This is a genomic window from Paenibacillus sp. fava2, from assembly GCF_058313675.1.
On sequence record NZ_CM177755.1, the window covers coordinates 4,137,052 to 4,161,935 of the forward strand.

Genomic DNA, 24,884 nt, shown 5'->3' on the forward strand with positions numbered 1-24,884 from the left:
AGCCGCTGATAAGCATGTCTGTAATTTAATAGCATTCTATTATGAATTTTTCATATGTTGAAATTTTGAAAATCTGATCGTTGTTGGTGTAAAAGGTTAGCCAGCTCTGCGGTATCGTTGATTTCAAAAACCTGTGCCTGCAGCTGCGGAACTGCCGAATGGATATATGGGATCATTGGTTCCCATGCGGCAATTGCCGCAATATTCGGGGCAATTTGCAGTAATTCAAGATCCTCCGGCCTTCTGATCAGCACAATTTTCGGGTAAGCCTCCTGCTTGAATCCTTCCACGAGAACATAATCGTAACCGGCAAAACCCGTAATCAGCTCGGATAAGCTGCTGCCCCGTTCTTCAATTACAGACGTTCGTACCGGACTTGTAATGGCAACCGCCATGGCGCCGGCCTGACGCTGTTTCCACGTATCCGTCCCGGGATGATCCATGTCATAATCATGCCCGTCATGCTTGATAATTGCTACCCGCTTCCCTCCCTGCTTCAGTAAAGGGATAAGCGCACAGACCAGTGATGTTTTGCCGCTGTTCTTATAGCCGACGATCTGGCAGACAGCCGGTTTATTGCATGCGGACCGGTCGTTGTCTCTTCCCGGAGTTACAGGCGGACTTACACTCCTTCTCTGCTCTCCGGCGACGCGCCGACTAGAGTTCTTCTGCGGGCGCAGCCTTCCTCTCACGGTGCGGTTATTCAAGTGGCGCATCAACCTACCCCCTCTCATTCCTGCCCGCGGAGTTCACCTGGCAGCTTCAACACCTTCACCTTGTCCCCGGTCTTTAATCCGCGTGCTTCCGGCGGAACAACAATCAGACAGTCACTGTCCTTAATGGTTACCATGACGGAGGATTCATCAATTACCGCAGGATAGGCATGGATCATCCCGTCTCGGATGGCCAGTCTGGCGCGTACAAACCGGGTATAGTTGTTAACCTTGCTATAATCCGTACCCATAAAAGCGCTCATTTCCGGCAGCAACGGGTTCTCCGTTCCCAGCATCAGCGAAATAACCGGGCGGGCAAACAGGTGAAAACCTACAAAGCTGGCTCCGGGATTACCCGACAATGCAAGCAGCAGCTTGCCACCGCGTACAGCAGCCGTAGTGACGCTTCCCGGACGCATCGTGACCTTGTTGAACAGCATTTCCCCGCTTTTTTCCCGGACCAAATCTCCCATAATATCGTAATCACCGACTGAGACTCCACCGGTCGTAATCACCAAATCATAGTTTTCCAGCGCCATCTGCACCCTGCTGCGGGCCAGCTCCAGATCATCAGCAATCGCGCCTAGCATTACCGCCTCTCCTCCGGCTTCTCTTACCAGCGCTTCAAGCATCGGGGAATTGCTGTTGCGGATTTTTCCCGGCTGCAGCGGTTCATCGACTTCCAGCAGCTCTGTCCCGGTGGCAAAAACAGCAACCTTCGGCCGCCGCTGCACCTTTACAACCGGGAACCCGAATGCGGCCAGCACGGCAATATCGCCTGCAGCAATGGTGCGTCCGGCCGGCAGGACAAGCTCACCTTCCTGTAATTCAAAGCCAACAGGTGTAATGTTGCTGCCCGCCTGCTGCGGCTTACGAAGGCCCACAAAGGTTTTCCCGTCAGACTCTCTGGATTCCGTGATTTCAATCATGACTACCGTATCTGCACCTTCGGGTACCTGTGCCCCGGTCATGATCCGCGCTGCCGTCCCTTCCGTTATCTCTGCAGATGCTACTGCTCCGCACGGAATATTGTCTATAACCTCCAGCCAGACTGGCTCCCCGGTATTACTGGACAAAGTGTCAGACGCCCTAAGCGCATAACCGTCCATTCCTGAACGTTTAAACGCCGGAAACGGATGCGGTGCACGGAGCGGCTCCGCCAGAACACGTCCGCAGCATTGGCCTAGCGGCACCTCCTCTGTACCAAGCGGCTTGGCATATTGCATAACCCGTGCCTGGGCTTCCTGTACCTGCAGCGCTTTGCGCTGGAATTTCTGGTCTGCATTATCGCGATGTCTGTCCATGTATACCTCCGTTAACCATGATGATTTACTTACACTATAGTAACATGAGGCGTTGTAAAGTTAAATTTACTGTCACAAAAGCTCATAAAACGCAAAAAAAGGACACCCGCGCTAAGCCGCACAGGCATCCTATTCTTTAAATTTAAAAAAAGCGAGTGATTCTAAGAAGCCCGGATGACCCGGACATCGCCCGGAATAATCTTTTCCCCTTCGTACAGCATAAACCGTCCGTTCTGCCACTCCACCCGCAGCAGCCGGTAATTATCGGACTGGTACTGCCAGACATGCTGGGTTCCCCCGTTCATGTACGGAGTCTGGCCTGTAACTGCAGCATAGCCTTCGTATTCTTCTTCCAGGTAAAAGGTATAATCATCCAGCTCCAGAGTTGCCGGCACCTCAGCCGGATTGTCCAGACGTCCATCTATAGGCTCGTAAAGCGCATATTGCAGCTGCTCCCGCTCCTCTACATGCAGATATGCGATCCGGCTGCCGTCGCGCAGCGTCAGAACGACTGCATTCCGTCCGCTGGTCATTGTCCGTCCGGTTACCTCATAGGTAACCAATGAAACCTCGCAGATATCCCCGGGCGCGAGATTCAGCATACTTTTGGGCGCTTGCGGTGCCGGAGGCTTGGAGAAGATATTGCCGATTCTTTTCCAGATGCTCACTATCCATCATTCCTTTTGAAAAGATATTAGTACCTTCCATCGTTGACCCATCCGCTTTATCCCCGGATAAATGCGGCGATAATCAGAGCTCCGTTCAGATGCAGGGAGCCCGCCAGCAGACCGTAGCCGATTTTGCCAAGCCGGGTTCCGTGATCCAGATCAATTTTGCCCCATCTGCTAAGGAGCAGCTCCACAGACTTCTCTACTATAAACAGCAGCCAGAAGGAGACGATGGATACGACAAGTGCGTCTCCCAGACTGCTGGAAGATGCAATGGAACAGGACAGGATATAGCCCTGTGCCAGCAGCTTGAGCAGAAAACGGGCTGTCACAGCCATGTTGCCTGCCTTTAACTCCTCCAGATCGTTATAACGGGTAAACAGCGAATCCACGAACATCAGCGCAAACAGCAGCACTGCGCCGCTCACCGTCCACACAACCATGGACACCAGAGTATGGAAATCCATTCCTTTAGCCCCCGCTTGTTCATTTTTCCTGACCGGTACAGTAAGCATAGATAAGGCGAAGGAGAAACGCTTCTGTCTCTCCTCCGCCTGTAGGCACCGGCCAAGAAACCGGTGAACTCTGCTATATTACTGCTTGTCGTACTGCTTCATCAGGGCTGCCAACTCATCTTCAACAGCCTGATCCTTGCCGAGCTTCTCGAATTCGTCATCCAGCGATTTGTTGCCGGAATTCATTTCGTTGCTCGCTTCAGCCTGTGCTTCTGCGGCGAGCATCTTCTCCTCCATGCGCTTCAGACCGGCTGACGCCGAATCGGAGCTGAATCCGCTCATTGCTTTGTTGATCTCAGTCTGCGCCTTAGCCGCGTTATAACGGGCAACCAGCGTCTCTCGCTTGTTCTTCATCTGGGTAAGCTGCTTGCGCATTTCATCCAGCTTGGCACGCAGATTGTCAGCAGATGCCTTGTTCTGGTCAAAGCTTGCTTTGTATTCAACCAGCTTGGCTTCGGCAGATTTCTTCTCTTCCAGCGCTCTGCGGGCCAGATCAACGTTACCGGCCTGAGCGGCAGTGTGGGCCTGCTGGTTACGTTTGGCTACAAGCGCCTCCTGCTCTTCATACAGCTGCTTGAATTTCTTCTCAATGGCAATCTGGGCGGCCACGGCCTTCTCGGCATCCTCCAGATCCTCGGTCATGTCCCGGATATATTGGTCGGTCATCTTAATCGGGTCTTCAGCCTTGTCAATAATCGCATTTACGTTGGACATGGTCAAATCACGCAATCTTTTAAAAATAGACATGGTTCATTCCTCCAAAATAAAAGTTAACTGCTCATTTAGTATCTTTTACGCAGGGAGTGCCAATATCGTTTCATTTTTGTTGCGCCAAATATTGATCCACTTTATTATTAACAATTGTGACAATCTGCATAATACCTTCTTTACTCAGATTGTCATAATGAATACCCATTACCACTGTGACCGTCCGGTTTAGTGCAGCGGCGGCTCTGAGCGCAATATTCTCGCTGATCGTATGCTCCTTATGGTGGGGAACCGCCGTTGTTGATGCATGGACAGTTCCACCGTCAAGATAAGCTGTGCTTGAAGCACCGATATGACGGACACCTCCGGTAATGACCAGCAGCAGATCATTACCAACATCCGTAGCTGACAGCTCAATATCCTCAAATCCCGCATCTTCCAAAGACAAACCGATCCCTCCCTACCTTATATTAACCCCGGTACATACCAGTATCTCAGGCAGGCAAGAATTCTAGACAATTCCGCGAATCTCATCAAGTGATGTGATACTCTCCTCCAGCATGAACTGATGCAGCTCCTCAACCAGCGTACTGCCCGCACGCATGTTCATGAAATTGTAGGTTCCTACCTGGACAACCGTTGCACCAGCCATAATAAATTCAATGATATCCGTGGCGGAGGTAATTCCGCCCATTCCGATTACAGGAATAGACACCCTGTGTGCTACCTGGTGCACCATGCGCAGTGCCACCGGCTTAATGGCAGGTCCGGACAGGCCGGCATACAGGTTATTAAAGACACTGCGGCGGCGGCGCACGTCGATCTTCATCCCGGAGATCGTGTTAATCAGCGATACGGCATCAGCTCCCTCCGCCTCGCACATCTCTGCCATCTCTGCGATATCCTCTGCATTCGGGGACAATTTCACGGCCAGCGGCAGACGGGTGGCAGCTCTCACGGCCCGTACAACCTCTCTCGCGGCAGGTGTCTTCACCCCGAAGGCGATACCGCCTTCTTTGACGTTAGGACAGGAGATATTGAGTTCAATCATATCTACAGCCTGCTTGCCCGCCTGCGCCCGCTCATCGGCATCACGCTGGATCAGCTCCGCGCCCAGCACATAATCCGGCAGGGTATTGCCGCCCAGGTTCACGATCCGTGCCGTATCCAGGGTCTCCCAGTAAGGCAGCTCCTTACTCAGAAATGCCTCCACCCCCGGATTCTCCAGACCGACGCTGTTCAGGAGCCCGGAAGCAGTCTCGTAAACGCGGATTCCCGGATTTCCCGCTTTGGCCTGCAGCGTAAGGCCTTTGCCGGAAATGCCGCCCAGCATGGATACATCATACAGCTTGCCATATTCTTTGCCGAAGCCGAACGTACCCGAAGCCATTACGACCGGGTTCTTGAAATGAACGCCAGCGATTGTCGCTGTAGTATTAACCATAGTATTAATCATGGAAAACAACCTCCTCGGCAAGAAATACAGGGCCGTCTGCGCAGGCTTTGCGCTGGCCGTCCAGACAGGATACACTGCACACCAGACAGGCTCCGATGCCGCAGGCCATCCGGTTTTCCAGCGACAGATACACATTCGGGCGTCTGCCGCCCGCACCTGCAGCGGCTCCCTTCCTTTGTGCCGCCTTCAGCATCGGCTGCGGGCCGCAGACAAAAATATGGTCATAGCTGTCAAAGTCTACGCTGTCCAGAATCAGTCCGCCGACATCAACGGTAAGCTCTGCAGCGAGCGGCCGGAAGGCTTCTGTCCGGAAGGCCTCTCTGCTGAAGCCCAGATACACATCACTGTCCGGAAGCTGCCGGGCGCAATAATACAGCGGTGCAATTCCGATTCCCCCGCCGATCAGGGCAATCTTCCCTTCCACTTCAGGGAATCCGTTGCCGAAAGGTCCTTCCAGCTGAACCTTATCTCCCGGGTTCAGCTCCGCAAAGAGCTCGGTTCCCTCACCTACAACGTGATACAGAAATTCCACACCATCATCATTCACTTGATGTATGCTAAGGGGCCTTGACAGCAGCGGATAGGCTCCCCATGCCCGCAACATGTAGAATTGACCCATTTTACCGCCGTAATCTCCTTGAACCCGAAGGTGGTACACTCCATTAGCCAGCCGCTCGTTACTTATTACCGTCGCCACGTTATCAAGCTCCTTCAAATTTTATCTTATTAACCATGCCTTAGAAGGAGCCTAAAATCTGTGACATACTTCACAATATGAACGATCTATTTTCTTTTCCATACTCCGCGTTCATACGGCACAGGCACATTTGCTTTATCCACTCCGCCAAGTGCTTCTTCTGCATGCAGCGCCCAATACGGATCACTCAGCAAACCTCTTCCTACCGCTACCAGCTCTGCCTTTTTCTCCTCGATTACAGCCTCAGCTTCCTTATAATCATCCAGCCGGCCGACTGCGATTACCGGGATTTGAAGCCCGCTGCGGATATGCTCTGCCAGGTCAACCTGATATCCGGGTCCTGCGTTAGGGACACCTCCCGAACCAATCGGCCCTTCACCGCCCGAGGAGACATGGAACATGTCCACTCCGGCAGCCTTGTAACGGCGGCAAAATTCCAGCGCATAGGACTCATCGTAACCCCCTGCCACATATTCCTTGGCTGACACGCGCATGATCAGCGGCATCTCCGGCGGAAGGACTTCCTTGACAGCCTGCACCACCTGTTCTCCGAACAGGATCGGGTCCGTCCCGTATTCATCATCTCTGATATTTGTAAGCGGTGAATGGAACTGGTGAATCAGATAACCGTGCGCACCATGCAGCTCAACCGTATCAAAGCCGGCCTCCACTGCCCTTCTTGCTCCCTCACGGTATGCATTAATCATCTCAGCGATGCCTTCCGCACTGAGTGCCTGCGGCGTTTTGGAGCGTTCATCAAAGGGAATAGCCGAAGGGGCAACAGGCGGATTGGCATCAAGCGCTTTGCGTCCAGCATGACCCAGCTGAATCGCAATCTTGGCTCCATGGGCATGTACTGCATCTGTTATTCTGCGGTAAGCCTGGATCTGCCCGTCGTCCCAGATACCCGTATCTTTCTTGGTGATCCGCCCATCCGGATGTACGCCGCTCATCTCTACAATAATGAAGCCGGTCCCGCCGACCGCCCGGCTGACATAATGCACGAAATGCCAGTCACCGGGTACGCCGTCTTCCTGTTCAACCGCATATTGGCACATTGGCGGCATGACAACCCGGTTTTTCAAAACCAGCGCTTTTATTTCATATGGCGTAAACAATTCAGACATTTCCGTCCCCTTCTTTCACTGAGCTATGTTTGTTGGCCGGGTTAATCTCCCGAATATGTTTAGTATACACGGATTTTTGATGGTGTTGTAATTTTGTCCGCCGGACAAAAGTCCGGCATAAATCCGCTGCGGGCGGGGGATAACAAGAGAACCAGTCATTGGCTGAAGGCTGTTTTATAAGGAGGCAATGCGGCATGGAGCATCTGCTAAGGTACAGGAAAATATATATTCTGCTCTGTCTGCTGATAGCGGCTGTTACTCAAAGCACTCCCCCGTCTGCAGCAGCTTCCGGAGCATTATTCGCGCAGGCAACCGGCCCCGGACAACAGCAGGAAATGAAAGAAAAACCGGAGCAGTCTGTCCCCGCAGGCTCTTCGCTCCAGGCCGCAGCCCGGCGCAACAAGCGCAGCAAGAGCAGCAAGAGCCTGACTCTCAGCCAGCTGATCCGCAAATATCCGGAAACCATCCTCACACAGGGTCCGAGAACCCGGATGATCGCGCTGACCTTCGATGATGTGCCTGACCCGCGGTTCACTCCGCAGCTGCTGGATGTTCTGCGCAAATATCAGGTTAAGGCTACATTCTTCGTCGTTGGCAGCAGGGCTGAGAAGCATCCGGAGCTTGTTAGACGAATTATACGTGAAGGCCATGTTATCGGTAACCACTCTTACAACCATCCAGAATTCGGCAAGCTGGGCATGAAAGAATTCCGTACCCAGATCATCCGTACTGAAAATATCATCTCGGCACTCGCCGGTTACAAGCCGCGCCTGATCCGGCCTCCTTACGGGGATATCAGCGAGGTCCAGCTTAAATGGGCCAAGGCGCGCGGCTACAAGCTGGTGAACTGGAATGTGGATTCTCTGGACTGGCGGAGCCTGACCAAGTCACAGGTCAGAAATAATATTGTGGCACACGCGGGCAAAGGAGCCATCATTCTGCAGCACGGAGGCGGCGGTAAAGGCAGCAATCTGCAAGGCACGATCCAGGCACTGCCCGAGGTGATTACCATCATGCGTAAAAGAGGCTACATCTTCGTTACCGTTCCTCATATGCTGCAGGTGTCTAAAAACAAATAACAAAAAACGGATACCTTCCTTTACAGGTCGGTATCCGTTTTGCTTGTGAGAGGATCTATACAGCTGGTCTAGTCAATGATAAACAGGTTTACATACTGGAATCCGAATTCTGCTACCGAGCTCTGGCTGCCCGGAATAAAGATATCGATCCGGTTACCCTTTATGGCGCTGCCTGTATCCGTTGCCGTGGCCAGGAAGGCCATCTTGGGCAGACCCGGGTGTGAGTGGCCGGTCACCAGAACCTTGGTGCCGAGCGGGATGACGCTTGGATCAACAGCAATGGTTCCGAGCTTCAGCGGATTTCCAAAATAATCGACGGCGCCCCATCCACCATTCTCGCTTGCCGCAGAGGAATAAGCGGAGGCTTTTACCTGGATCACTTTTTCATAGCTGAATGCCTTGCCCCATGCCTCTACTGTATTTGTAGCAGACTCGACGTTCAGGCTCGCTGTGATAATGGAGGCCTCGGAAACGGCGGAGGTTTTCATCGATACCGTATCCTTGGGTGCTGTAACACCGGGGATAGTAAGGCTCAGGCCGAGATAAATATTACCCGCAGCTACATCCGGATTGGCATTCATAATTTCACTGATGTTAATGCCATAATAAGTAGATAGAGTATAATAAGTTGTAGTCGCGCCTGCAATATGTACGCTGTCTGCCTGAACGGGGGCTGTATGTAGCATCGTGCTGATCCCGAGAGCGGCTGCAAAAATGGCAAAAGCTTTGGATTTGTTCTTCATGTGTTCCTCCTTCAATAAGGGGGTGTGCAGGAATTTACCGTTCTCACACCGAAATCATTCTGGACCTGGCTGCCTTTTTGCCCGGCAGCTAAGATGCAGTATTTTGTTAAATGACAGTATCGAATATATCACAATTTTGTAACCAATGCCTAAGAAAATGTTACCATTCTGTTAGAATTGCAGTTGTAGTGCCAAAAAAATACGAAAGCCCGCAAGACGGCGGCAAAAATTTTACACAGAGTTAACATTTCTAGCTGTGGCAGATAGTAGAATAATAGAATAAGGTTAATAAGTTTAGACCATTTAGACATTGAAGCATACTTGGAGGGTCAATCAACGTGAGTACAGAAGACAAAAAAAACATCCACAACAGCCCTGCTACTGCATATCTTAACCGTGATCTCAGCTGGATTGAATTTAACCGCCGGGTACTGCTGGAGGCGCAGGATCCCGAGAATCCGCTGATGGAACGGGCAAAGTTTCTGGCGATCGTGTCCAGCAACCTTGATGAATTCATCAGTGTCCGTGTTGCAGGAATCCAGGATCAGATTAGAGCAGGCTACACCAAAAAGGATTTTACCGGATATACGCCTTCAGGCTTATACAAACGTCTGATCAAACGTGTCACCAAAATTATCGCCGACCAGTACCGCACCTTCCGCGACCTGTCCCGGAATCTGCACAAGGAAGGCATTGTATTCGTCAATTATGAAGACCTTACTCATGCGCAGGAGCAGTCCATAGAGGAATATTACCGGGATATCATCTTCCCGGTGCTTACACCGATGGCCGTTGACCAGAGCCGTCCTTTTCCGCTTGTGCACAGCCAGTTCATCTATCTTGCTGTCGTGCTTACCCGTAAGAATGCTCAGGAAGAAGAGCCTTATTTTGCTATTCTGCAAATTCCGTCCAATCTGCCGAGATGTATCCCCCTTCCCCACCGCTCCAACAGCAAAAAACGGCAGTTCGTGTTCATTGAAGACGTGATCCGCCATCACATCCAGACCTTGTTCAGCGGCTATGAGCCTGTAGCTGTTAACGAATTCCGCCTGACGCGCAATTCTGACCTGACTATTGATGAGGAAGGTGCGGAGGATCTGCTAGAGGAGATCGAAAAGGAGCTGCGCAAACGCCGCCGCGGCGTACCGGCCCGGCTGGAAGTACAAAAAGGCATACACCCATATGCACTTGAGCAGCTGCAGGCTGAATTTGAACTGGAGGATTTCGTATTCGAGATTGAAGGGCCGCTTGATCTCGGGTTTCTGCGCGGCTTTGCGGGCAGTCTGAAGGGCTTCAACTACCTGTATGACGCGCCGATTGAACCGCAGTATCCGGTGGAGTTTGATGAGAACGAGGATTTCTTCGAGGTGCTTCGCGAACGCGATGTGCTCGTATATCATCCATATGAATCTTTTGACGCCATGGTCGATTTCATTACCCAGGCATCCGAGGACGAATCCGTCATGGCCATCAAAATGACGCTGTACCGCGTAAGCGGCAACTCCCCGCTGATTGCTGCACTCGCCCATGCTGCCGAGTCCGGCAAACAGGTTACTGTCGTCGTTGAGCTGAAAGCCCGGTTTGACGAGGAGCGTAACATCGCCTGGGCGCGCAAGCTGGAGCAATCCGGCTGCCATGTCGTGTATGGCCTTGTCGGCCTCAAAACGCATGCCAAAGTTACGCTGATTGTCCGCCAGGAAGGCAATGAGCTGCGCCGTTATGTGCATGTCGGCACCGGCAACTATAACGACAGCACAGCCAAGGCTTATACGGATCTAAGTCTGTTCACTGCGAACGATGAGATCGGGCTGGATGCTTCCGAGCTGTTCAATCAAATGACCGGCTATTCGGCAAACTATAACTGGAATGCCTTTATCGTGGCACCGACCAATATGAGCCTGTCGCTGCAGAAGCTGATTCTGCGCGAAGCGGAACATGCCGCCGCAGGACGGCCTGCACGGATTATCGCCAAGATGAACTCGCTCTCCAACCAGGAGGTCATCGACAATCTGTACAGCGCAGCCCAAAGCGGGGTTTCCATCGATCTGATCGTCCGCGGGGTCTGTTGCCTGCGTCCCGGCATTGAAGGCCTCAGCGAGCGGATCACGGTGCGCAGCATCGTCGACCGGTTCCTGGAGCACTCCCGGATTTACTATTTTGAGAACGGTGGCAAGCCGGAGGTGTACCTGTCCAGTGCAGACTGGATGACGCGTAATCTGACCCGGCGGATTGAACTGATGTGTCCGGTGAAGGACAGTGTCATCAGGAAGCAGATTGTCAAGGTTCTGGAGATGTCGTTAAATGACAACGTAAAAGCAAGCTTCCTCCAGCCTAATGGTTATTATGAACGCCCGGACGACAAAAAGGCCCCGTTCCGGAGCCAGTTCGCCGCTATGGATGTCAGCCGTTGGAAAGGTAGCCGAGCTTTATCTTCACCGCCCAAGCATTCCTGAACGCCTTAAGGGCGTTCTCAATGTCCTCCTGGCCGATAAGCACGGTTGTCGTACCATGCAGTTCCAGATCGAGCGTTCCGCCGTGCAGGCGGACGCTGAGATCGCGGATGATGCCGATCTCGGTGCTGTCCAGCGCGATGCTCAGCTGTACAAGCGTGCCCAGCTTATGAATGAGATCTTCGTCGGAAGCCAGCAAAATGTCCTTATGCGCCTGGGACAGTTTCTGCTTCCGGCTTTTTGTGCTGTAGGAGGCGATCAGGGCGCAGAGTATCAGCTGGCGGTGGCTCAGCCCGCGGATCGGTGAATTCATCAGCCAGTAGCGGGTATGCCGCTTGGACTGGTAGTAGTTAATGTTGGAGCCTGTGCGATGCAGCATGACCGAGACATAGATCAGCATCTCCTGCTCCGCCCTGTCCCCGCCCAGCTCAAAGGCGCTGAATAAACGCTGGGCCAGCTTGTTGATATGATCGAGATGCTGCTTGGAGGTGTGAATGTCAAAGCGGATGATCCTGTCCAGGCTGAATTCGAGTGCACTGTCACATACCGGCTGCTCCGGCCGCAGCAGATCATGCAGCATGCCCTCACGCAGCCCTTCCCCGCTGATTACAGCCTGGCTTGCCTTGATATAATGATATACCGTATGGAAAATAATCAGCCCGGAAACGATAATGTCCGCGCGGCTCTTGGACAGCCCGTCCAGCTCCTTGCGCTTGTCAAAAGGTGTAGCCGGCAGAATCTCCATGAACCGGTTGATCGTCTCACCGGATAAAGTATAGCCGTGTGAATTCGGCAGGGAATAATCCCGGTTTTTCTGGTCAAGCTTGCCCAGGGAGCGGAGGGTTCCACCCAGGCCGTATAGCGGCAGCCCTTCGCCGGTTCCCAGCCAGTCATGCTCGACCAACCTGCCGGTCACATAAGCCTGGAGCTTCTTGACCTGCTCCGCATTCCAGTTCCCGTTATGGCTGAACAATAGATTCGTGTTGACCGCACCGAACGGGAAGGAGATGCTATGCTGATACCGGCGTCCGCGGAACAGGGTAACCTCCGTGCTGCCACCGCCAATATCAATCACGAATCCGTCCTGGACATCGGAGGCATTAATCACTCCCAGGAATCCGAAATAGGCCTCCTGATAGCCGGTAATGATCTCAATCGTAATGGAAGAGGCTGAAGACAGATATTCTATAATCTCGGCAGAGTTGGAAGCATTGCGGATTGCTGCGGTTGCTCCGGCACGGATCTTCTCGACACCGAAGGCGCTGCAGATTTCCCTGAACTGGCGCAGGACCGGAATTACCGTATCCATATCCTTGCGCTCCAGTCTGCCTTCCTTTGTAATCTTCTCACTCAGGCGCGCAGAGTATTTGCACTCTTTAATAATTTTGAAGCCGCCTTCCGGGGTCGTATCGTAGATTACGAGCCGGATGGAGTTGGAACCAATATCAATGATGCCAATCCGGCAAAGTTCATTCCTCATCTGTATGTACTCCTTTTCAAGTTGATTGGCCATTTGTTATACTATATCACCAATTGCCCTGACGCCAAAATAATATGTAGTTAAATAAAAACGGCTTCCGGAGCATATCCGGAGGCCGTTATTGGATGTTTACAGCACTTTGCTTAAGAAATCCTGGGTCCGGGCATGCTGCGGATTGCCGAATACTTCAGCCGGAGTCCCCTGCTCAACGATGTAACCGCCGTCCATAAACAGGATGCGGTCACCCACTTCGCGGGCAAAGCCCATCTCATGCGTTACGATGACCATGGTCATCCCCTGCTCAGCCAGCTTCTTCATAACCTCAAGCACTTCTCCGACCATTTCAGGATCAAGCGCCGAGGTAGGCTCATCGAACAGCATCACATGCGGCTGCATCGCCAGCGCCCGCGCAATGGCAATGCGCTGCTTCTGTCCGCCGGACAATTGGGCCGGATAAGCATCGCGTTTGTCTTCAAGCCCTACGGTGCGCAGCAGATCGACGGCAATCTTCTCCGCTTCCGCAGCCTGCTGCTTCTTCACCTTCAGCGGGGCAAGGGTAATATTCTGCAGTACCGACATGTGCGGAAACAGATTGAACTGCTGGAACACCATCCCCATTTTCTCACGGGTCTGATTAATATCATGCTTCTTAGCCGTGATCGACTGGCCTTCAAAGGTGATCTCACCGCCGGTTGGCTCCTCCAGCAGGTTCAGGCAGCGCAGGAAGGTGCTTTTACCCGAACCGCTGGGGCCGATTACGACGACAACCTCACCCTTCTTGATTTCCAGGTCAATCCCCTTCAGGATTTCCAGCTTGCCGAAATGCTTCTGCAGATTCTTAACGGTGATCATCGGTGTTCAGCCTCCGTTCCAGTATGCCCAGCAGCTTGGACAAGGTAAAGGTCAATACAAAGTACATTAACGCAATGATGACATAAGGGGTCAGACCCTCGTAAGTAATCGTTGTAATCGTCTTGGCCTGGAAGAACAAATCCGCTACCCCGATCATGGATACAATTGAAGATTCTTTAATAATCGTAATGAACTCATTCCCGATTGCCGGCAGTACATTCTTAAGCGCCTGCGGAAGCACGATATAGCGCATTGTCATGCCCTGCTTCATCCCCAGTGAACGTGCTGCCTCAACCTGGCCGCGGTCCACACCCTGAATACCGGCGCGGAAGATTTCCGCCAGGTAAGCCGAGCTGTTAATCGTAAGGGTGATCGCCCCCGACTGAATCGGTGTAAATTCCAGTCCCAGCTCCGTTAAGCCGTAGTGGATCAGGAACAGCTGTACCAGCATTGGCGTACCGCGTAAAAATTCAACCCAGGCGGTTGAGATGAAACGCAGGACTCTCCACTTGGACATGCGCAGCAGCGCAACGATAATCCCCAGCACGAAGCCGAAGAACACCCCGAGCACTGCCAGCAGCAATGTATACTTCAGACCTGCAAAGAAAAAATTGCGGTATTCATAAGCCATATCAAAAATATTCATTTGACGGCAAAACCTCCTCTTCTTATCCTTTTCAAAAAAATAGAAAACAGCGTATTACCGCTATTTTCTACTTAAAGAGCATTCATTGCCCTGCGGTTGACGAAACCCCACAGATATGATGGCCGCAACGCAGGTTATATCTTTTGGCAAAAACTTATTCGCTCTCAGCAAGCTCGCTTGCTGCCGCTACATACTCTTCGATCTTGCCTTCGGAGTTCAGGCGGGTCAAGGTAGTATTCACTTGGTTAAGCAGCTCCGTGTTGCCCTTCTTCACGCCGATTACATAGCCGTCATCTTCAACCTCAGGCTTGGCGTCGGTAATAACCAGTCCTTCAACATTTTTGACAAAAGACTTGGCAACCGGACCTTCCATAATAGAAGCGTCAACACGGTTGGAGTTCAGCTGCAGGACGATTTCGGAAATTTTGCCCAGGGAGGTCAGCTGTGCGCCTTCAATGCCCTTTGCGATTTCTTCCTGGATGGAGCCGGTCTGAACACCGATCTTGGCACCTTTCAGGGCATCCATTGTCGCGAATTTATCTTTATCAGCTTCACGTACAACTACCGCCTGCTCGGCTTTGTAGTAGATGTCGGACAGATCAACCGCTTTTTTGCGTTCTTCGGTCGGGCTAAGGCCGGAAATAACCAGATCGATTCTTCCGCTGGACAGCTCATTCAGCAGGGAGTCAAATGGCAGATCCTTGATCACAAGCTCTGCGCCCATGTCAGCTGCAATATCCTTGGCAATATCAATATCAAAGCCTACGATGGTATCTTTACCGTCGATGACTTTGTGGAATTCGTACGGCGGGAAGTCTGCACTTGTTCCCAGTGTCAGCGTCTTGGCAGCAGCAGCGCCAGTGTTGCCTGCAGCGTTATCTGTTGAAGCAGCATTATCGTTGTTATTGCCGCAGCCTGCCAAAAGACCAACTGCAAGCAGCATTCCCAGTGAAAGTTTACCCCATTTTTTCATCTTTATATCTCCCCTATTCTCTCATTAAGTTATCTAGGTTGTCATGACCGATTTATTATAAATCACTGCGTATGAATATGCAAAGACATTTTTTATCATCAAATGGTATTTTGACAGGAAAACGCTATCAGTTTCTTGACAAGCCCGGCTCTTTTGCACATTCCAGGAAAAGAGGGGTATACTACTACTATCTCCAGCCGTTCACAAAATAACCAGACTGATTCAGAGCTACACCACGGGTGGTAATATTTACCTGAACCAGGCGAAGCAAGTTTTGCACGAGGTGTCTCAGGCAGGTTATGCTCACAAAACCAAGCGGATGCTTCCGAAGTGAGTTTTGCTCGATGGGTCTCAGGCAGGTTATGCTCACAAAACTTTTGAGGAGGTGCGATCATGCTGCTGGAAGCTATGTACCATGTGCCCCGTGACAAGTGGGCCTATGCTTACGATACAAAAACTATACATCTGCGTGTGCGCACCAAACGGGACGATGTGGACTGTGTTACAGCCCTCACCGGTGACAAATATGACTGGGACCATACTTTTTATGAGATTATGATGGAAAAAGCAGCCTCGGATGACAAATTCGATTACTGGGAATGTGCCGTCCGGCCAAAATACAAACGGCTCAGCTACACCTTCCGTGTCAGCAAAGGTTCGGACAATGTGTATCTGCTGGATAACAGCATCCGACCGGAATGTCCTCAGCCGCCGAGCCATTTTTATGAATTTCCTTATATACATCAGATTGACCTCTTTCAGGTTCCCAAATGGGCGAAGGATGCTGTCTTCTACCAGATTATGACCGAGCGTTTCGCCAACGGTGATCCGGACAACGACCCTGAAGGTACCGAAGCCTGGGGCGGGAAGCCGGAGTTTGGCAATTTTTTTGGCGGGGATCTGCAAGGTGTACTGGAGCATCTGGATGATCTGCAGGAGCTGGGGATCAACGCGGTCTATTTTACGCCGCTCTTCGTCTCCCCTTCCAATCATAAATATGACATTGTGGATTATAAAAGAGTCGACCCGCATTTCGGGGATAATGAGCTGCTGAAGCGTGTCGTCGAAGAATGCCACAGCCGCGGCATCCGTGTGATGCTTGACGCTGTATTCAACCATTGCAGTGACCAGTTCCCGCCGTTTCAGGACGTGCTGGAAAAGGGTGAATATTCCGTATACAAAGACTGGTTCCATATGAATTCCTTTCCCGCTGAGGTTGTCAACGGTATCCCTACCTATGACACTTTCGGCTTTTTTGGCAATATGCCCAAATTCAATACAGCAAACCGCGAGGTCAAAAACTACCTGCTGGAGGTAGCGGAATACTGGATCAAGGAGATTAAGGTCGACGGCTGGCGGCTGGATGTGGCCAATGAGGTGGATCATCATTTCTGGCGTGATTTCCGCAAGGTCGTTAAGGCAGCCAACCCGGATGCTTATATCGTAGGAGAGGTATGGAGCGATTCTCTGACGTGGCTGCTCGGCGACCAGTTCGATTCAGTTATGAATTATCCTTTCTCCGGCACTGTGCTGGAATTTTTCAACGGCGGTATGGACGGCATCACCTTCGGACACCGGATCGGCGGCCTGCTGATGCGTTATCCTCAGCAGACGAACGAGGTCGTCTTCAATCTGCTCGGCAGCCATGACACTCCCCGCCTGCTGACTGTAGTTGGTGAAGATAAACGGCGGCTGAAGCTTGCGGTTGTATTTCTTTTTACCTTTATGGGAACGCCCTGCATTTATTACGGCGACGAGATCGGCTTAACCGGCCATGAAGATCCCGACTGCCGCAAATGTATGGAATGGGACAAAACCAAGCAGGACCGGGAGCTGTATGATTTCTACCGGATGATGATTGCACTGCGCAAGCAGCACAAAGCACTGCGGGAAGGCCGTTTCCGCATTCTGCAGGCCTGTGAGAACGATCCCTGCATTGTGTATGAGCGGGCTGACGAGAAAATCCATTTCACAGTATGGATGAATAACTCCCCTGTTCCCCGTACACTCAGCCATCCGATGGAGACCGACGACTGGCAGGATGCGCTGACCGGAGACAGTGTAGCACCTGAGGACGGATTGATGCATATCTCCCTGGACCCTTACGGCTACCGGATTTTGTGCAGGAACCTGCACTAGACATGCGGCAAACCTAACATAAATTTTTTTGAAATAGTTAGCTAATTATGGATAAAAAAGATGAGTTTACTCTGGTGAAAAATGAAAAAAGCCCTAATGTAGAGAGAGTAGGCAGGTTACCCACATCTCTCCACAAAAGGAGCTAATCCATGGGTAACATATCGCAAAATTCAGTTTTACGCAAGTACTTACAGCATTTAATGTTACATTCTTTTCGTTGTCCATTCGCAGATCATTATTCGAAAAAACTTACCGTTGGGTCCGCGATTACCCTTTTTGTAGAAGCTCAGTTGCAGCAGAGGCGGACTCTTTCCGACATTGTGCTCCATTTGGAAACGAATGCAGAACTTCAGGACATTACCGGACTCACGACCATTCACGAATCGACCTTGAACCGCAAGCTCGGCACCATCCCTCTTGCTTATCTCGAGTGGTTGTTTACCGATCTTGTTCAGGAATTAAAATTGCGAAAAGCGGAAGCCAAGGGCATCAAGCATCTTGGAAAGTTAGCACCCGTCGATTCAACGAGCCTTTCGCTACCCAAAATACTCGGCGATTGGGCGTTTTATCAAAATAAGACCAAGGGTGTCAAAATCCATACGCGGCTGCTTTCGCTGGAAGCAGGGTGTCATTTTCCGGATGAGATTATCCTTTCCACTATCGGTGTGTCGGATCAACAAGCGGTCAAATATCTGGTTGTGCCTGGAGAATTCACCTACATTTTCGACCGTGGCTATGTGCATTATGGAAACTTCAGAGAATGGTCGGAAGGGACGGTGCTTTTTGTAGCCCGGATCCGTGCAAAAACAAAGTACACCGTGCTGACCGAACATCCCCTTTCGGGTAGCAGCAATATTACTCGGGACGCTGACGTTGAGATTCTGGATAAAAAATCGGGCAAAACGTTTTGCGTTCGCCTTGTACAATTCCAAGATAAGCATGGAAAAATCTACGAGGTCATCACAAATCGTCAGGATCTTTCAGCCGAAGACGTTGGTGAAATTTATCGCTGTCGCTGGCAAATTGAGCTGTTTTTTAAATGGATCAAGCAGCATCTGGCCACCGTAACGTTCCATAATCACCACCCCCACGCAGTATGGGTCCAATGTTACATCGGAATCATTACGGCGCTACTTTGTCAGCTCATCCATTTAGAAGTGCAGTCCACCCTAAGTGTATGGAGCATGCTGCGAAAGATGAGGTATTACGCCATGAAAGACTGGGATGTATTTATTGAAGCGCTGAATCGTGAACCGACTCGTCGTTCTAAAGGTCGGCAAAAGATCCCTAAGCCCGCAGAAACTCCAGAACAAACGAAAGAGAAACGAGCGACGGTAAAGATAATTCTCAGATAACAAACATAATATACCATTTATTGGTAACCAAACCTACGTTTTAAGACGCCACTGTTCTTTTTTCATTGAGTCTATAAAACTAACTGTAAAATTATTACTTTCGGTTTAATTTAGCTCTCATGTAAGTTTGTATGCATGTCTAGTGAGGAATCTGGAGCAATATCAGCTCTGAAGCGCTTATTCACATGCGTGTACCGTTATTTAATCGGAGGGATCAGTGTTGTCGCAGTTTAGTGCAAACGATTTTCAGGAGTTATACTTGCAAAATGGGCAGCTGACGCAGGAGGAGGCCTTCGCCTGGTTCGATCTGCTCGAAACTGTGGAGATGGATCAGATATGGGGCAGATGGCGCGGCAGCGAGCTTCCTTCCGGCCATCCCATGGACGGCCTGCTTCATTTGACCGGCTGGTACGGAAAAGAGTTTCTGGACGCTGAGACCGTACATCCCCTCCTGTTCGAAAAGCGAAATGGCCGGCTCTTCCGCGTGAATCCCGGACTGCTACCGCTAACGCTGCCCTTTCAGCTTATCCCCCGGAGGATAGTCGGCCCCCTCTTCAGGCTGATATCACCGCTGATCAGGACCGGCTCTGGTAAAGCGCGGCTGCGGATGATCGGATACCGGGGAAAGACCAGCGCCTCCATGGTCTATGACCAGAAGGCAATTATCGATCACTTCCGGCGGATCGATGAGGATACACTGCTTGGCGTGATGGATTTTAAAAACCAGCATGAGCTGGGTTTCTTTTTTATTTTGCGGAGGGTGACGGAGTAGGCGCTGGACTATAAACTGTGACGCTGCGGTACGTGGCTAAAATCAAAGGGATTATTCCCTTTGGTTGGCTCTCTTAGCACACTTTTCGCTCCATTCAAAGGGATTTTTCCCTTTGGCTGGCTCTCTTGGCACACTTTCTGCTCCATTCAAGGGGATTTTTCCCTTTGGTTGGCTCTCTTAGCACACTTTCTGCTCCATTCAAGGGGATTTTTCCCTTCCACTCCTCTCGTCCCCTGCACACCGAACCGCATATGCCCACACCAAAACACTCCGTAAAGCTTATCGCTTTACGGAGTGTTTTGGTGTAATGCCTTTTATACAGCCTGTACTTTTTATTCACTAATCTTGTTGTAAATATCCATATACTGCTGGGCAGAAACGTTCCAGCTGTAGTCGCCGGCGAAGGCGTTTTTGGTTACCTTTTTCCAGTGCTCCGGCTTGTGGTAGAGCGAGACGGCCCGGCGGAGGGTGAACATCATATCATGGGCGTTGTAATCCTTAAAGGTGAAGCCGTTCCCCTCACCCGTCTCTTCATTGTAGGACTGGACAGTGTCGTTCAGCCCGCCTGTCTCGCGTACGACCGGAATACTGCCATAGCGCAAGGCGAGCAGCTGGCTGATTCCGCACGGCTCGAATTTGGACGGCATCAGGAAAATGTCACTGGCCGCATAAATTTTGCGGGATAATGCATCATTGAACAGGATCTGTGACGACAGCTTGGTCGGATAACGCCACGCCGCTTCACGGAACCAGCGCTCATACGCCTCATCCCCGGTGCCGAGCAGAACGAACTGGATATCGTCATAATACAGGATTTCGTCGAGTACCCGCGTCAACAGATCAAGACCCTTGGAATCAACCAGCCGGGTAACCATCGCCACCATAGGAATGTAAGGTGCGACCGGTAAGCCCAGCTCCTGTTGCAGACCGAGCTTGTTTTCCGCTTTTTTAGCCAGATTGGAACGGTATTTCGTAAAAATCTTATTGTCCGCATTCGGATTATAGCTCTTCGTATCAATACCGTTGACGATCCCGCTCAGGCTGTCCGCCCGGTGATTCAGCAGTCCGTCGAGGCCATAGCCGTAATACGGAGTCCGGATCTCATCCGCATAGGTCGGACTGACCGTAGTGACATGATCGCTGTGGACAATCCCGGCCTTCATATAGTTCACATTGCCGTAATACTCCACACTGTCAAAATAGCTGTGATCCAGATCCAGCAGCTCACTTAGGACCGAATACGGGAATACTCCCTGATACAGCAGGTTATGGATCGTGAATACGGTACGCATGCCGCTATAGAATTCATCATGACGGTAATGTGCCTTCAGCAGCAGCGGAATAACGGCAGCATGCCAGTCGTGGCAATGCAGCACATCCGGCTGAAATCCGATTGCCGGCAGGCACTCCAGCACAGCCCGGTTATAGAAGGCAAAGCGCTCACCGTCATCCATATACCCGTAAATGCCATCCCGGCCGAAGTAATATTCGTTGTCGATGAAATAGACCGGGATACCGTCATATACAAGCCGCTCAACTCCGCAATACTGGTTGCGCCAGCCTACCGGCACATCCACTACCGCTACATGCTCCAGTTCGGCTGTGTAGGCTTCGGGAATCCCTTTGTATTTTGGCAATATTACACGTACATCTACCCCGGCTCCCTTCAGCGCTTTGGGCAGAGCTCCAATGACATCGGCCAGGCCTCCCGTTTTGATAAACGGATGGGCTTCAGCGGCAGCAAATAATACTTTCATGCAGATTTCCCCCTTAAAAGTACGGATTCTCTATTCCTCAACTGCTTCGGGCTTGCGTCCTGCCTTTTTTAGAACCAGAAAGCTTAGCGGCGGAATCGTCAGCTCCAGGCTGTTCACCTGATTATGCATTTCTTTCTTGGTACTCTTCATCGGACCGTTATGATAACCGGAACCGCCAAACTCCACAGTCTCTGAGCTGAAAATCTCTTCATAAGTGCCCTGGCGCGGAACCCCGATCCGGTAATTCTTCCGCTCCACCGGCTGAAAATTGATAATAACAACCAGCGTATCAACGGGCTTTTTGCCCCGGCGGATATAGGAAATCACGCTCTGGTGGTTATCGTCTGCGTAGATCCACTGGTAGCCCTCCAGGTCATGATCTAGCTCCCAAAATGCCTTCTCGGTTACATAGAGCTTGTTAAGCGCTGCAGTGAAAGCCAGCATTCTGCGGTGAGCTTCGTAATCCATGAGCAGCCAGTCCAGCTGGTCCTGATCCTTCCACTCGATGAATTGCCCGAATTCACCGCCCATGAACAGCAGTTTTTTGCCGGGATGGGAGATTTGATATCCGAGCAGCAGGCGTAAGCCGGCAAATTTTTGCTCGTAGGAGCCGGGCATTTTGTCCAGAAGCGATTTTTTGCCGTGTACGACCTCATCATGGGACAATGGCAGCGTATAGTTCTCAGAATAGGCGTAGGCAATCGGAAAGGTCAACAAATTATGATGATAGGGGCGCGCCCCGAAATCATGTTCTATGTAACCCAGCGTGTCGTTCATCCAGCCCATATTCCATTTGTAGTTGAACCCAAGCCCGCCTTCGTGTGCCGGAGCAGTAACCCCAGGCCAGGCGCTGGATTCCTCAGCCATCATCAGTGCTTTTGGATAATAGTGAAAAATGGTCTTGTTCAGCTGCTGAATAAACCGGATTGCTTCCAGATTCTCCAGTCCGCCGTTGACGTTACGTCTGTACTGATGACTCTGCTTCTCAAAATCGAGACGCAGCATGCTTGTTACGGCATCGACCCGCATTCCGTCTATATGATAAACATCGTACCAGAAAAGCGCGTTGGAAATGAGGAAAGATGTAATTTCGGGCTTGCTGAAATCAAAAGACAAGGTGCCCCAGCCCGGCTTTTCGGCCAGCAGCGGATCGGCATATTCATACAGCGGAGAGCCGTCGAACATTCTTAGACCGTGTGCGTCCTTCGCAAAATGCGCCGGTACCCAGTCCAGAATGACACCAATGCCGGCCTGATGCAGCTTGTCGATCAGATACATCAGCTCCTGGGGCTCACCGTAACGGCTGGTAGCAGCAAAGTATCCGGTTCCCTGATACCCCCACGATAAATCATAAGGATGTTCGGCAAGCGGCATAAATTCCACATGAGTATAGCTCATCTCCACCAGATACGGAATCAGCAGATCGGCCATTTCTTTATAAGTATAGAATTCACCGTCTTCCTTCTGCTTCCATGTGCCAAAATGCATTTCATAAATGTTCATCGGCCCGTTGTATGGGGCTTTGTTTCTGCGTCTCCACAGATTGTCCCCCCACTGGTAACCGGACAGATCCGCTACAACCGATGCTGTAGCAGGTCTAACCTCAGCTTTAAAGGCATAAGGATCTGCCTTCAGGAAGCTGTCACCGCCAGCTGAGACAATCCTGTATTTGTAAAAAGTTCCCGGCTCTATTCCCGGAAAAAAACGACTCCAAAATCCCGAATCGGGTATCTTAATGAATGAGTCCGCTTCCTGTGTTCCATCCCAGCCGTTATGATTACCAGCCAGTCCTACATATGTCGCATGAGGAGCCCACACGGTAAAGCGAACGCCCTTCTTTCCTTCTTCAGCGGCAATGTGCGCGCCCAGCATCATATAGCTGCGATAATTCGTGCCTTCATGGAACAGATAAATATCTTCAGTTGACGGGAGGTTTACTGTTTGTTGTATGTCAGGCAAATCATCACCACCTTAATCGTATAGGATGCACCTATAACATTACCCGAATGTCCGGCTTTTGAAAATGCGTTTTAAGGAAAAAATAGGCTTTTTCTGAACGAAGAAAATAAAAATGTAATTTTTACAGTAGGACCTCAATATATTTCACTTATGCCGTTTCAAGCGCTTGTGGGGAGTTTATATTACAAGCATTGACAAAAAAATGGGAGGGATAACAAATGAGTAAAAAAGAATGTGTCGCCATGCTGCTGGCTGGCGGGGAAGGCCGCAGACTGGCCCCCTTAACCACCACGATGGCAAAGCCTGCAGTCCCTTTCGGAGGACAGTATAGAATCATTGACTTTCCCCTCAGCAATTGTGTAAATTCAAGTATCGATACTGTAGGTGTACTAACACAGTACGAAGCCAATTCCTTGCATCAGCATATCGGGTCAGGTGAGCCATGGGGGCTGCATTCCAAACCTGATCAGGGTGTCAGACTGCTGCCTTCAGGTGTGGACGGACGGAGCACGTATACCGGGACAGCAGATGCCATCTATAAAAACATTGATTTTATCGACAGCCAAAATCCGGAGCATGTGCTAATCCTTTCTGCCGATCATATCTACCACATGGATTACCGCAAAATGCTGGATTATCATATCAGCAAATCCGCCAAAGCAACGATTTCGGTCATGGAGGTTCCCTGGGATGAAGCTAGCCGCTTTGGCGTCATGAACGTCAATGACGAGCTGAAGATTTCCGAATTCGCCGAAAAGCCTAAGGTGCCCAAGAGCAACCTCGCTTCAATGGGCATCTATCTCTTTGAATGGGCCTATCTGAAGGACTACCTGCTGAATGACGCCGCTAACCCGTCTTCCAGCCATGATTTCGGCAAAGACGTGATTCCCGCGATGCTGGACAGCAACGACGATCTGTTCGCATACCGTTTCCAGGGTTACTGGAGAGATGTAGGTACTGTTGACAGCCTTTGGGAAGCTCATATGGATCTGCTGCAGGAGGATAACGGCTTCAAGCTGAATAATGCCCATTGGCCGATGTACAGCCGTGCACGGCGCACTAAACCGGCAGCTGTTAAGCCCCGTATCCCGGCTCAAGCTGACGACTGCCTGGTAAATGAGACCTGCCTGCTGGAAGGCAGCCTGCAGCGTTCCGTTATTTTTGGCGGTGTGGAGATCGGCAAGCTCAGCCGGATTCATCAGAGTATCGTAATGCCGGGTGTTTATATCGGCCGCGGTGTACTGATTGAGAATGCAATTATCGGTGAGGGTGCTGTCATTAAGGATGGAGCTGTGATCAAAGGCAGTCCTGACAACATTGTCGTTGTCGGTCCTAATGAGATTGTAGCCGCCAAACCGGTCATCCGTACACAGCCTTCCCGCCTGCTGCAGGAGGTCTACGAGAAGACAGGCAGACTGCGGGCCGAAGGGCTCCCGTCTTAAACCCTATCCTTCCCTAATCATTTGACGATAAAAAAAGGGCTGCAATACT

General features: G+C 51.0%; 22 protein-coding genes. 6 read left to right on the forward strand and 16 right to left on the reverse strand.

Features of this window, described 5'->3' with window-relative positions:
• Positions 1-50: 50 nt before the first annotated feature.
• From mobB to AC4G46_RS17940, 9 genes are all read right to left on the reverse strand, one after another.
• Entirely contained in the window at positions 51-716 is a 666-nt protein-coding gene (gene mobB / locus AC4G46_RS17900; protein ID WP_491123921.1) for a molybdopterin-guanine dinucleotide biosynthesis protein B, read from the reverse strand.
• 14 nt (positions 717-730) lie between these two features.
• Entirely contained in the window at positions 731-2,017 is a 1,287-nt protein-coding gene (locus AC4G46_RS17905) for a molybdopterin molybdotransferase MoeA (RefSeq protein WP_491123922.1), read from the reverse strand.
• A 161-nt stretch (positions 2,018-2,178) separates the two neighbouring features.
• Positions 2,179-2,685, reverse strand: a complete 507-nt coding sequence (locus tag AC4G46_RS17910) for a DUF4178 domain-containing protein (protein ID WP_090712033.1) — start codon at positions 2,683-2,685, stop codon at positions 2,179-2,181.
• A 56-nt stretch (positions 2,686-2,741) separates the two neighbouring features.
• Entirely contained in the window at positions 2,742-3,152 is a 411-nt protein-coding gene (locus AC4G46_RS17915) for a DUF350 domain-containing protein (protein ID WP_491123923.1), read from the reverse strand.
• 126 nt (positions 3,153-3,278) lie between these two features.
• On the reverse strand, positions 3,279-3,947 hold the full coding sequence (locus AC4G46_RS17920) for a PspA/IM30 family protein (RefSeq protein ID WP_277469159.1): 669 nt from the start codon (positions 3,945-3,947) through the stop codon (positions 3,279-3,281).
• Between the two features lie 70 nt (positions 3,948-4,017).
• A complete protein-coding gene (gene lpdD / locus AC4G46_RS17925; RefSeq protein WP_491123924.1) occupies positions 4,018-4,356 on the reverse strand; it encodes a prenylated flavin chaperone LpdD in 339 nt (112 codons plus the stop codon).
• A gap of 63 nt (positions 4,357-4,419) precedes the next feature.
• Positions 4,420-5,352, reverse strand: coding sequence for a dihydroorotate dehydrogenase (locus tag AC4G46_RS17930; protein WP_491128916.1), 933 nt, complete (start codon positions 5,350-5,352; stop codon positions 4,420-4,422).
• Between the two features lie 4 nt (positions 5,353-5,356).
• Positions 5,357-6,061 (reverse strand): dihydroorotate dehydrogenase electron transfer subunit, encoded by a 705-nt coding sequence (locus AC4G46_RS17935; RefSeq protein WP_491123925.1) that lies wholly within the window; start codon positions 6,059-6,061, stop codon positions 5,357-5,359.
• Between the two features lie 86 nt (positions 6,062-6,147).
• Positions 6,148-7,188: an NADH:flavin oxidoreductase/NADH oxidase gene (locus AC4G46_RS17940; protein ID WP_491123926.1), complete on the reverse strand. Its 1,041-nt coding sequence runs from the start codon at positions 7,186-7,188 to the stop codon at positions 6,148-6,150.
• A 194-nt stretch (positions 7,189-7,382) separates the two neighbouring features.
• On the opposite strand from AC4G46_RS17940, the gene AC4G46_RS17945 reads away from it, so the two are divergent.
• Complete coding sequence (locus AC4G46_RS17945) at positions 7,383-8,267, forward strand: polysaccharide deacetylase family protein (protein ID WP_491123927.1); 885 nt, start codon at positions 7,383-7,385, stop codon at positions 8,265-8,267.
• 68 nt (positions 8,268-8,335) lie between these two features.
• On the opposite strand, the gene AC4G46_RS17950 is transcribed toward AC4G46_RS17945, so the two are convergent.
• Positions 8,336-9,010 carry a 3D domain-containing protein gene (locus AC4G46_RS17950; protein ID WP_491123928.1) on the reverse strand — a complete coding sequence of 225 codons (675 nt, stop codon included), beginning with the start codon at positions 9,008-9,010 and terminating at the stop codon, positions 8,336-8,338.
• A gap of 338 nt (positions 9,011-9,348) precedes the next feature.
• Between AC4G46_RS17950 and ppk1 the strand changes: the two genes are divergently transcribed.
• Positions 9,349-11,463 carry a polyphosphate kinase 1 gene (ppk1, locus tag AC4G46_RS17955; RefSeq protein ID WP_491123929.1) on the forward strand — a complete coding sequence of 705 codons (2,115 nt, stop codon included), beginning with the start codon at positions 9,349-9,351 and terminating at the stop codon, positions 11,461-11,463.
• Here ppk1 and AC4G46_RS17960 read toward each other — a convergent pair.
• The 4 genes from AC4G46_RS17960 to AC4G46_RS17975 form a co-directional block, all read right to left on the reverse strand.
• Positions 11,411-12,940, reverse strand: coding sequence for a Ppx/GppA phosphatase family protein (locus AC4G46_RS17960; protein ID WP_221797410.1), 1,530 nt, complete (start codon positions 12,938-12,940; stop codon positions 11,411-11,413). The genes ppk1 and AC4G46_RS17960 overlap by 53 nt on opposite strands.
• A gap of 129 nt (positions 12,941-13,069) precedes the next feature.
• Positions 13,070-13,792 carry an amino acid ABC transporter ATP-binding protein gene (locus AC4G46_RS17965; protein WP_090712050.1) on the reverse strand — a complete coding sequence of 241 codons (723 nt, stop codon included), beginning with the start codon at positions 13,790-13,792 and terminating at the stop codon, positions 13,070-13,072.
• Positions 13,779-14,438: an amino acid ABC transporter permease gene (locus AC4G46_RS17970; RefSeq protein ID WP_221797412.1), complete on the reverse strand. Its 660-nt coding sequence runs from the start codon at positions 14,436-14,438 to the stop codon at positions 13,779-13,781. Before AC4G46_RS17970 ends, AC4G46_RS17965 begins: the two co-directional genes overlap by 14 nt.
• A gap of 154 nt (positions 14,439-14,592) precedes the next feature.
• Complete coding sequence (locus AC4G46_RS17975; RefSeq protein WP_221797414.1) at positions 14,593-15,411, reverse strand: transporter substrate-binding domain-containing protein; 819 nt, start codon at positions 15,409-15,411, stop codon at positions 14,593-14,595.
• Between the two features lie 393 nt (positions 15,412-15,804).
• Between AC4G46_RS17975 and AC4G46_RS17980 the strand changes: the two genes are divergently transcribed.
• The 3 genes from AC4G46_RS17980 to AC4G46_RS17990 all read left to right on the forward strand — a co-directional run bounded on the left by AC4G46_RS17980 (position 15,805) and on the right by AC4G46_RS17990 (position 19,677).
• Positions 15,805-17,550, forward strand: a complete 1,746-nt coding sequence (locus AC4G46_RS17980) for an alpha-glycosidase (protein WP_491123930.1) — start codon at positions 15,805-15,807, stop codon at positions 17,548-17,550.
• Positions 17,551-17,699: 149 nt separating this feature from the next.
• Positions 17,700-18,905, forward strand: coding sequence for an IS4 family transposase (locus AC4G46_RS17985; protein WP_491123931.1), 1,206 nt, complete (start codon positions 17,700-17,702; stop codon positions 18,903-18,905).
• Positions 18,906-19,164: 259 nt separating this feature from the next.
• The gene (locus AC4G46_RS17990) at positions 19,165-19,677 is read left to right on the forward strand and encodes a DUF4334 domain-containing protein (protein WP_491123932.1); all 513 of its coding nucleotides are present in this window, start codon (positions 19,165-19,167) and stop codon (positions 19,675-19,677) included.
• A 332-nt stretch (positions 19,678-20,009) separates the two neighbouring features.
• Here AC4G46_RS17990 and glgA read toward each other — a convergent pair whose 3' ends face one another.
• Together glgA and glgB are read right to left on the reverse strand one after the other, a co-directional pair.
• Positions 20,010-21,434 carry a glycogen synthase GlgA gene (gene glgA / locus AC4G46_RS17995; protein WP_491123933.1) on the reverse strand — a complete coding sequence of 475 codons (1,425 nt, stop codon included), beginning with the start codon at positions 21,432-21,434 and terminating at the stop codon, positions 20,010-20,012.
• 30 nt (positions 21,435-21,464) lie between these two features.
• The gene (glgB, locus tag AC4G46_RS18000) at positions 21,465-23,309 is read right to left on the reverse strand and encodes a 1,4-alpha-glucan branching protein GlgB (RefSeq protein WP_491128917.1); all 1,845 of its coding nucleotides are present in this window, start codon (positions 23,307-23,309) and stop codon (positions 21,465-21,467) included.
• A 302-nt stretch (positions 23,310-23,611) separates the two neighbouring features.
• On the opposite strand from glgB, the gene AC4G46_RS18005 reads away from it, so the two are divergent.
• The gene (locus AC4G46_RS18005; protein ID WP_491123934.1) at positions 23,612-24,835 is read left to right on the forward strand and encodes a glucose-1-phosphate adenylyltransferase; all 1,224 of its coding nucleotides are present in this window, start codon (positions 23,612-23,614) and stop codon (positions 24,833-24,835) included.
• Positions 24,836-24,884: the final 49 nt, after the last annotated feature.

Bases quoted from the DNA above. Each gene is read 5' to 3' on its own strand.
- mobB (WP_491123921.1), bottom strand. From the start codon at position 716: ATGCGCCACTTGAATAACCGCACCGTGAGAGGAAGGCTGCGCCCGCAG.
- AC4G46_RS17905 (WP_491123922.1), bottom strand. From the start codon at position 2,017: ATGGACAGACATCGCGATAATGCAGACCAGAAATTCCAGCGCAAAGCG.
- AC4G46_RS17915 (WP_491123923.1), bottom strand. From the start codon at position 3,152: ATGGATTTCCATACTCTGGTGTCCATGGTTGTGTGGACGGTGAGCGGC.
- AC4G46_RS17920 (WP_277469159.1), bottom strand. From the start codon at position 3,947: ATGTCTATTTTTAAAAGATTGCGTGATTTGACCATGTCCAACGTAAAT.
- AC4G46_RS17930 (WP_491128916.1), bottom strand. From the start codon at position 5,352: ATGGTTAATACTACAGCGACAATCGCTGGCGTTCATTTCAAGAACCCG.
- AC4G46_RS17940 (WP_491123926.1), bottom strand. From the start codon at position 7,188: ATGTCTGAATTGTTTACGCCATATGAAATAAAAGCGCTGGTTTTGAAA.
- AC4G46_RS17945 (WP_491123927.1), top strand. From the start codon at position 7,383: ATGGAGCATCTGCTAAGGTACAGGAAAATATATATTCTGCTCTGTCTG.
- AC4G46_RS17950 (WP_491123928.1), bottom strand. From the start codon at position 9,010: ATGAAGAACAAATCCAAAGCTTTTGCCATTTTTGCAGCCGCTCTCGGG.
- AC4G46_RS17960 (WP_221797410.1), bottom strand. From the start codon at position 12,940: ATGAGGAATGAACTTTGCCGGATTGGCATCATTGATATTGGTTCCAAC.
- AC4G46_RS17965 (WP_090712050.1), bottom strand. From the start codon at position 13,792: ATGATCACCGTTAAGAATCTGCAGAAGCATTTCGGCAAGCTGGAAATC.
- AC4G46_RS17970 (WP_221797412.1), bottom strand. From the start codon at position 14,438: ATGAATATTTTTGATATGGCTTATGAATACCGCAATTTTTTCTTTGCA.
- AC4G46_RS17975 (WP_221797414.1), bottom strand. From the start codon at position 15,411: ATGAAAAAATGGGGTAAACTTTCACTGGGAATGCTGCTTGCAGTTGGT.
- AC4G46_RS17980 (WP_491123930.1), top strand. From the start codon at position 15,805: ATGCTGCTGGAAGCTATGTACCATGTGCCCCGTGACAAGTGGGCCTAT.
- AC4G46_RS17985 (WP_491123931.1), top strand. From the start codon at position 17,700: ATGGGTAACATATCGCAAAATTCAGTTTTACGCAAGTACTTACAGCAT.
- glgA (WP_491123933.1), bottom strand. From the start codon at position 21,434: ATGAAAGTATTATTTGCTGCCGCTGAAGCCCATCCGTTTATCAAAACG.
- glgB (WP_491128917.1), bottom strand. From the start codon at position 23,309: ATGATGCTGGGCGCGCACATTGCCGCTGAAGAAGGAAAGAAGGGCGTT.
- AC4G46_RS18005 (WP_491123934.1), top strand. From the start codon at position 23,612: ATGAGTAAAAAAGAATGTGTCGCCATGCTGCTGGCTGGCGGGGAAGGC.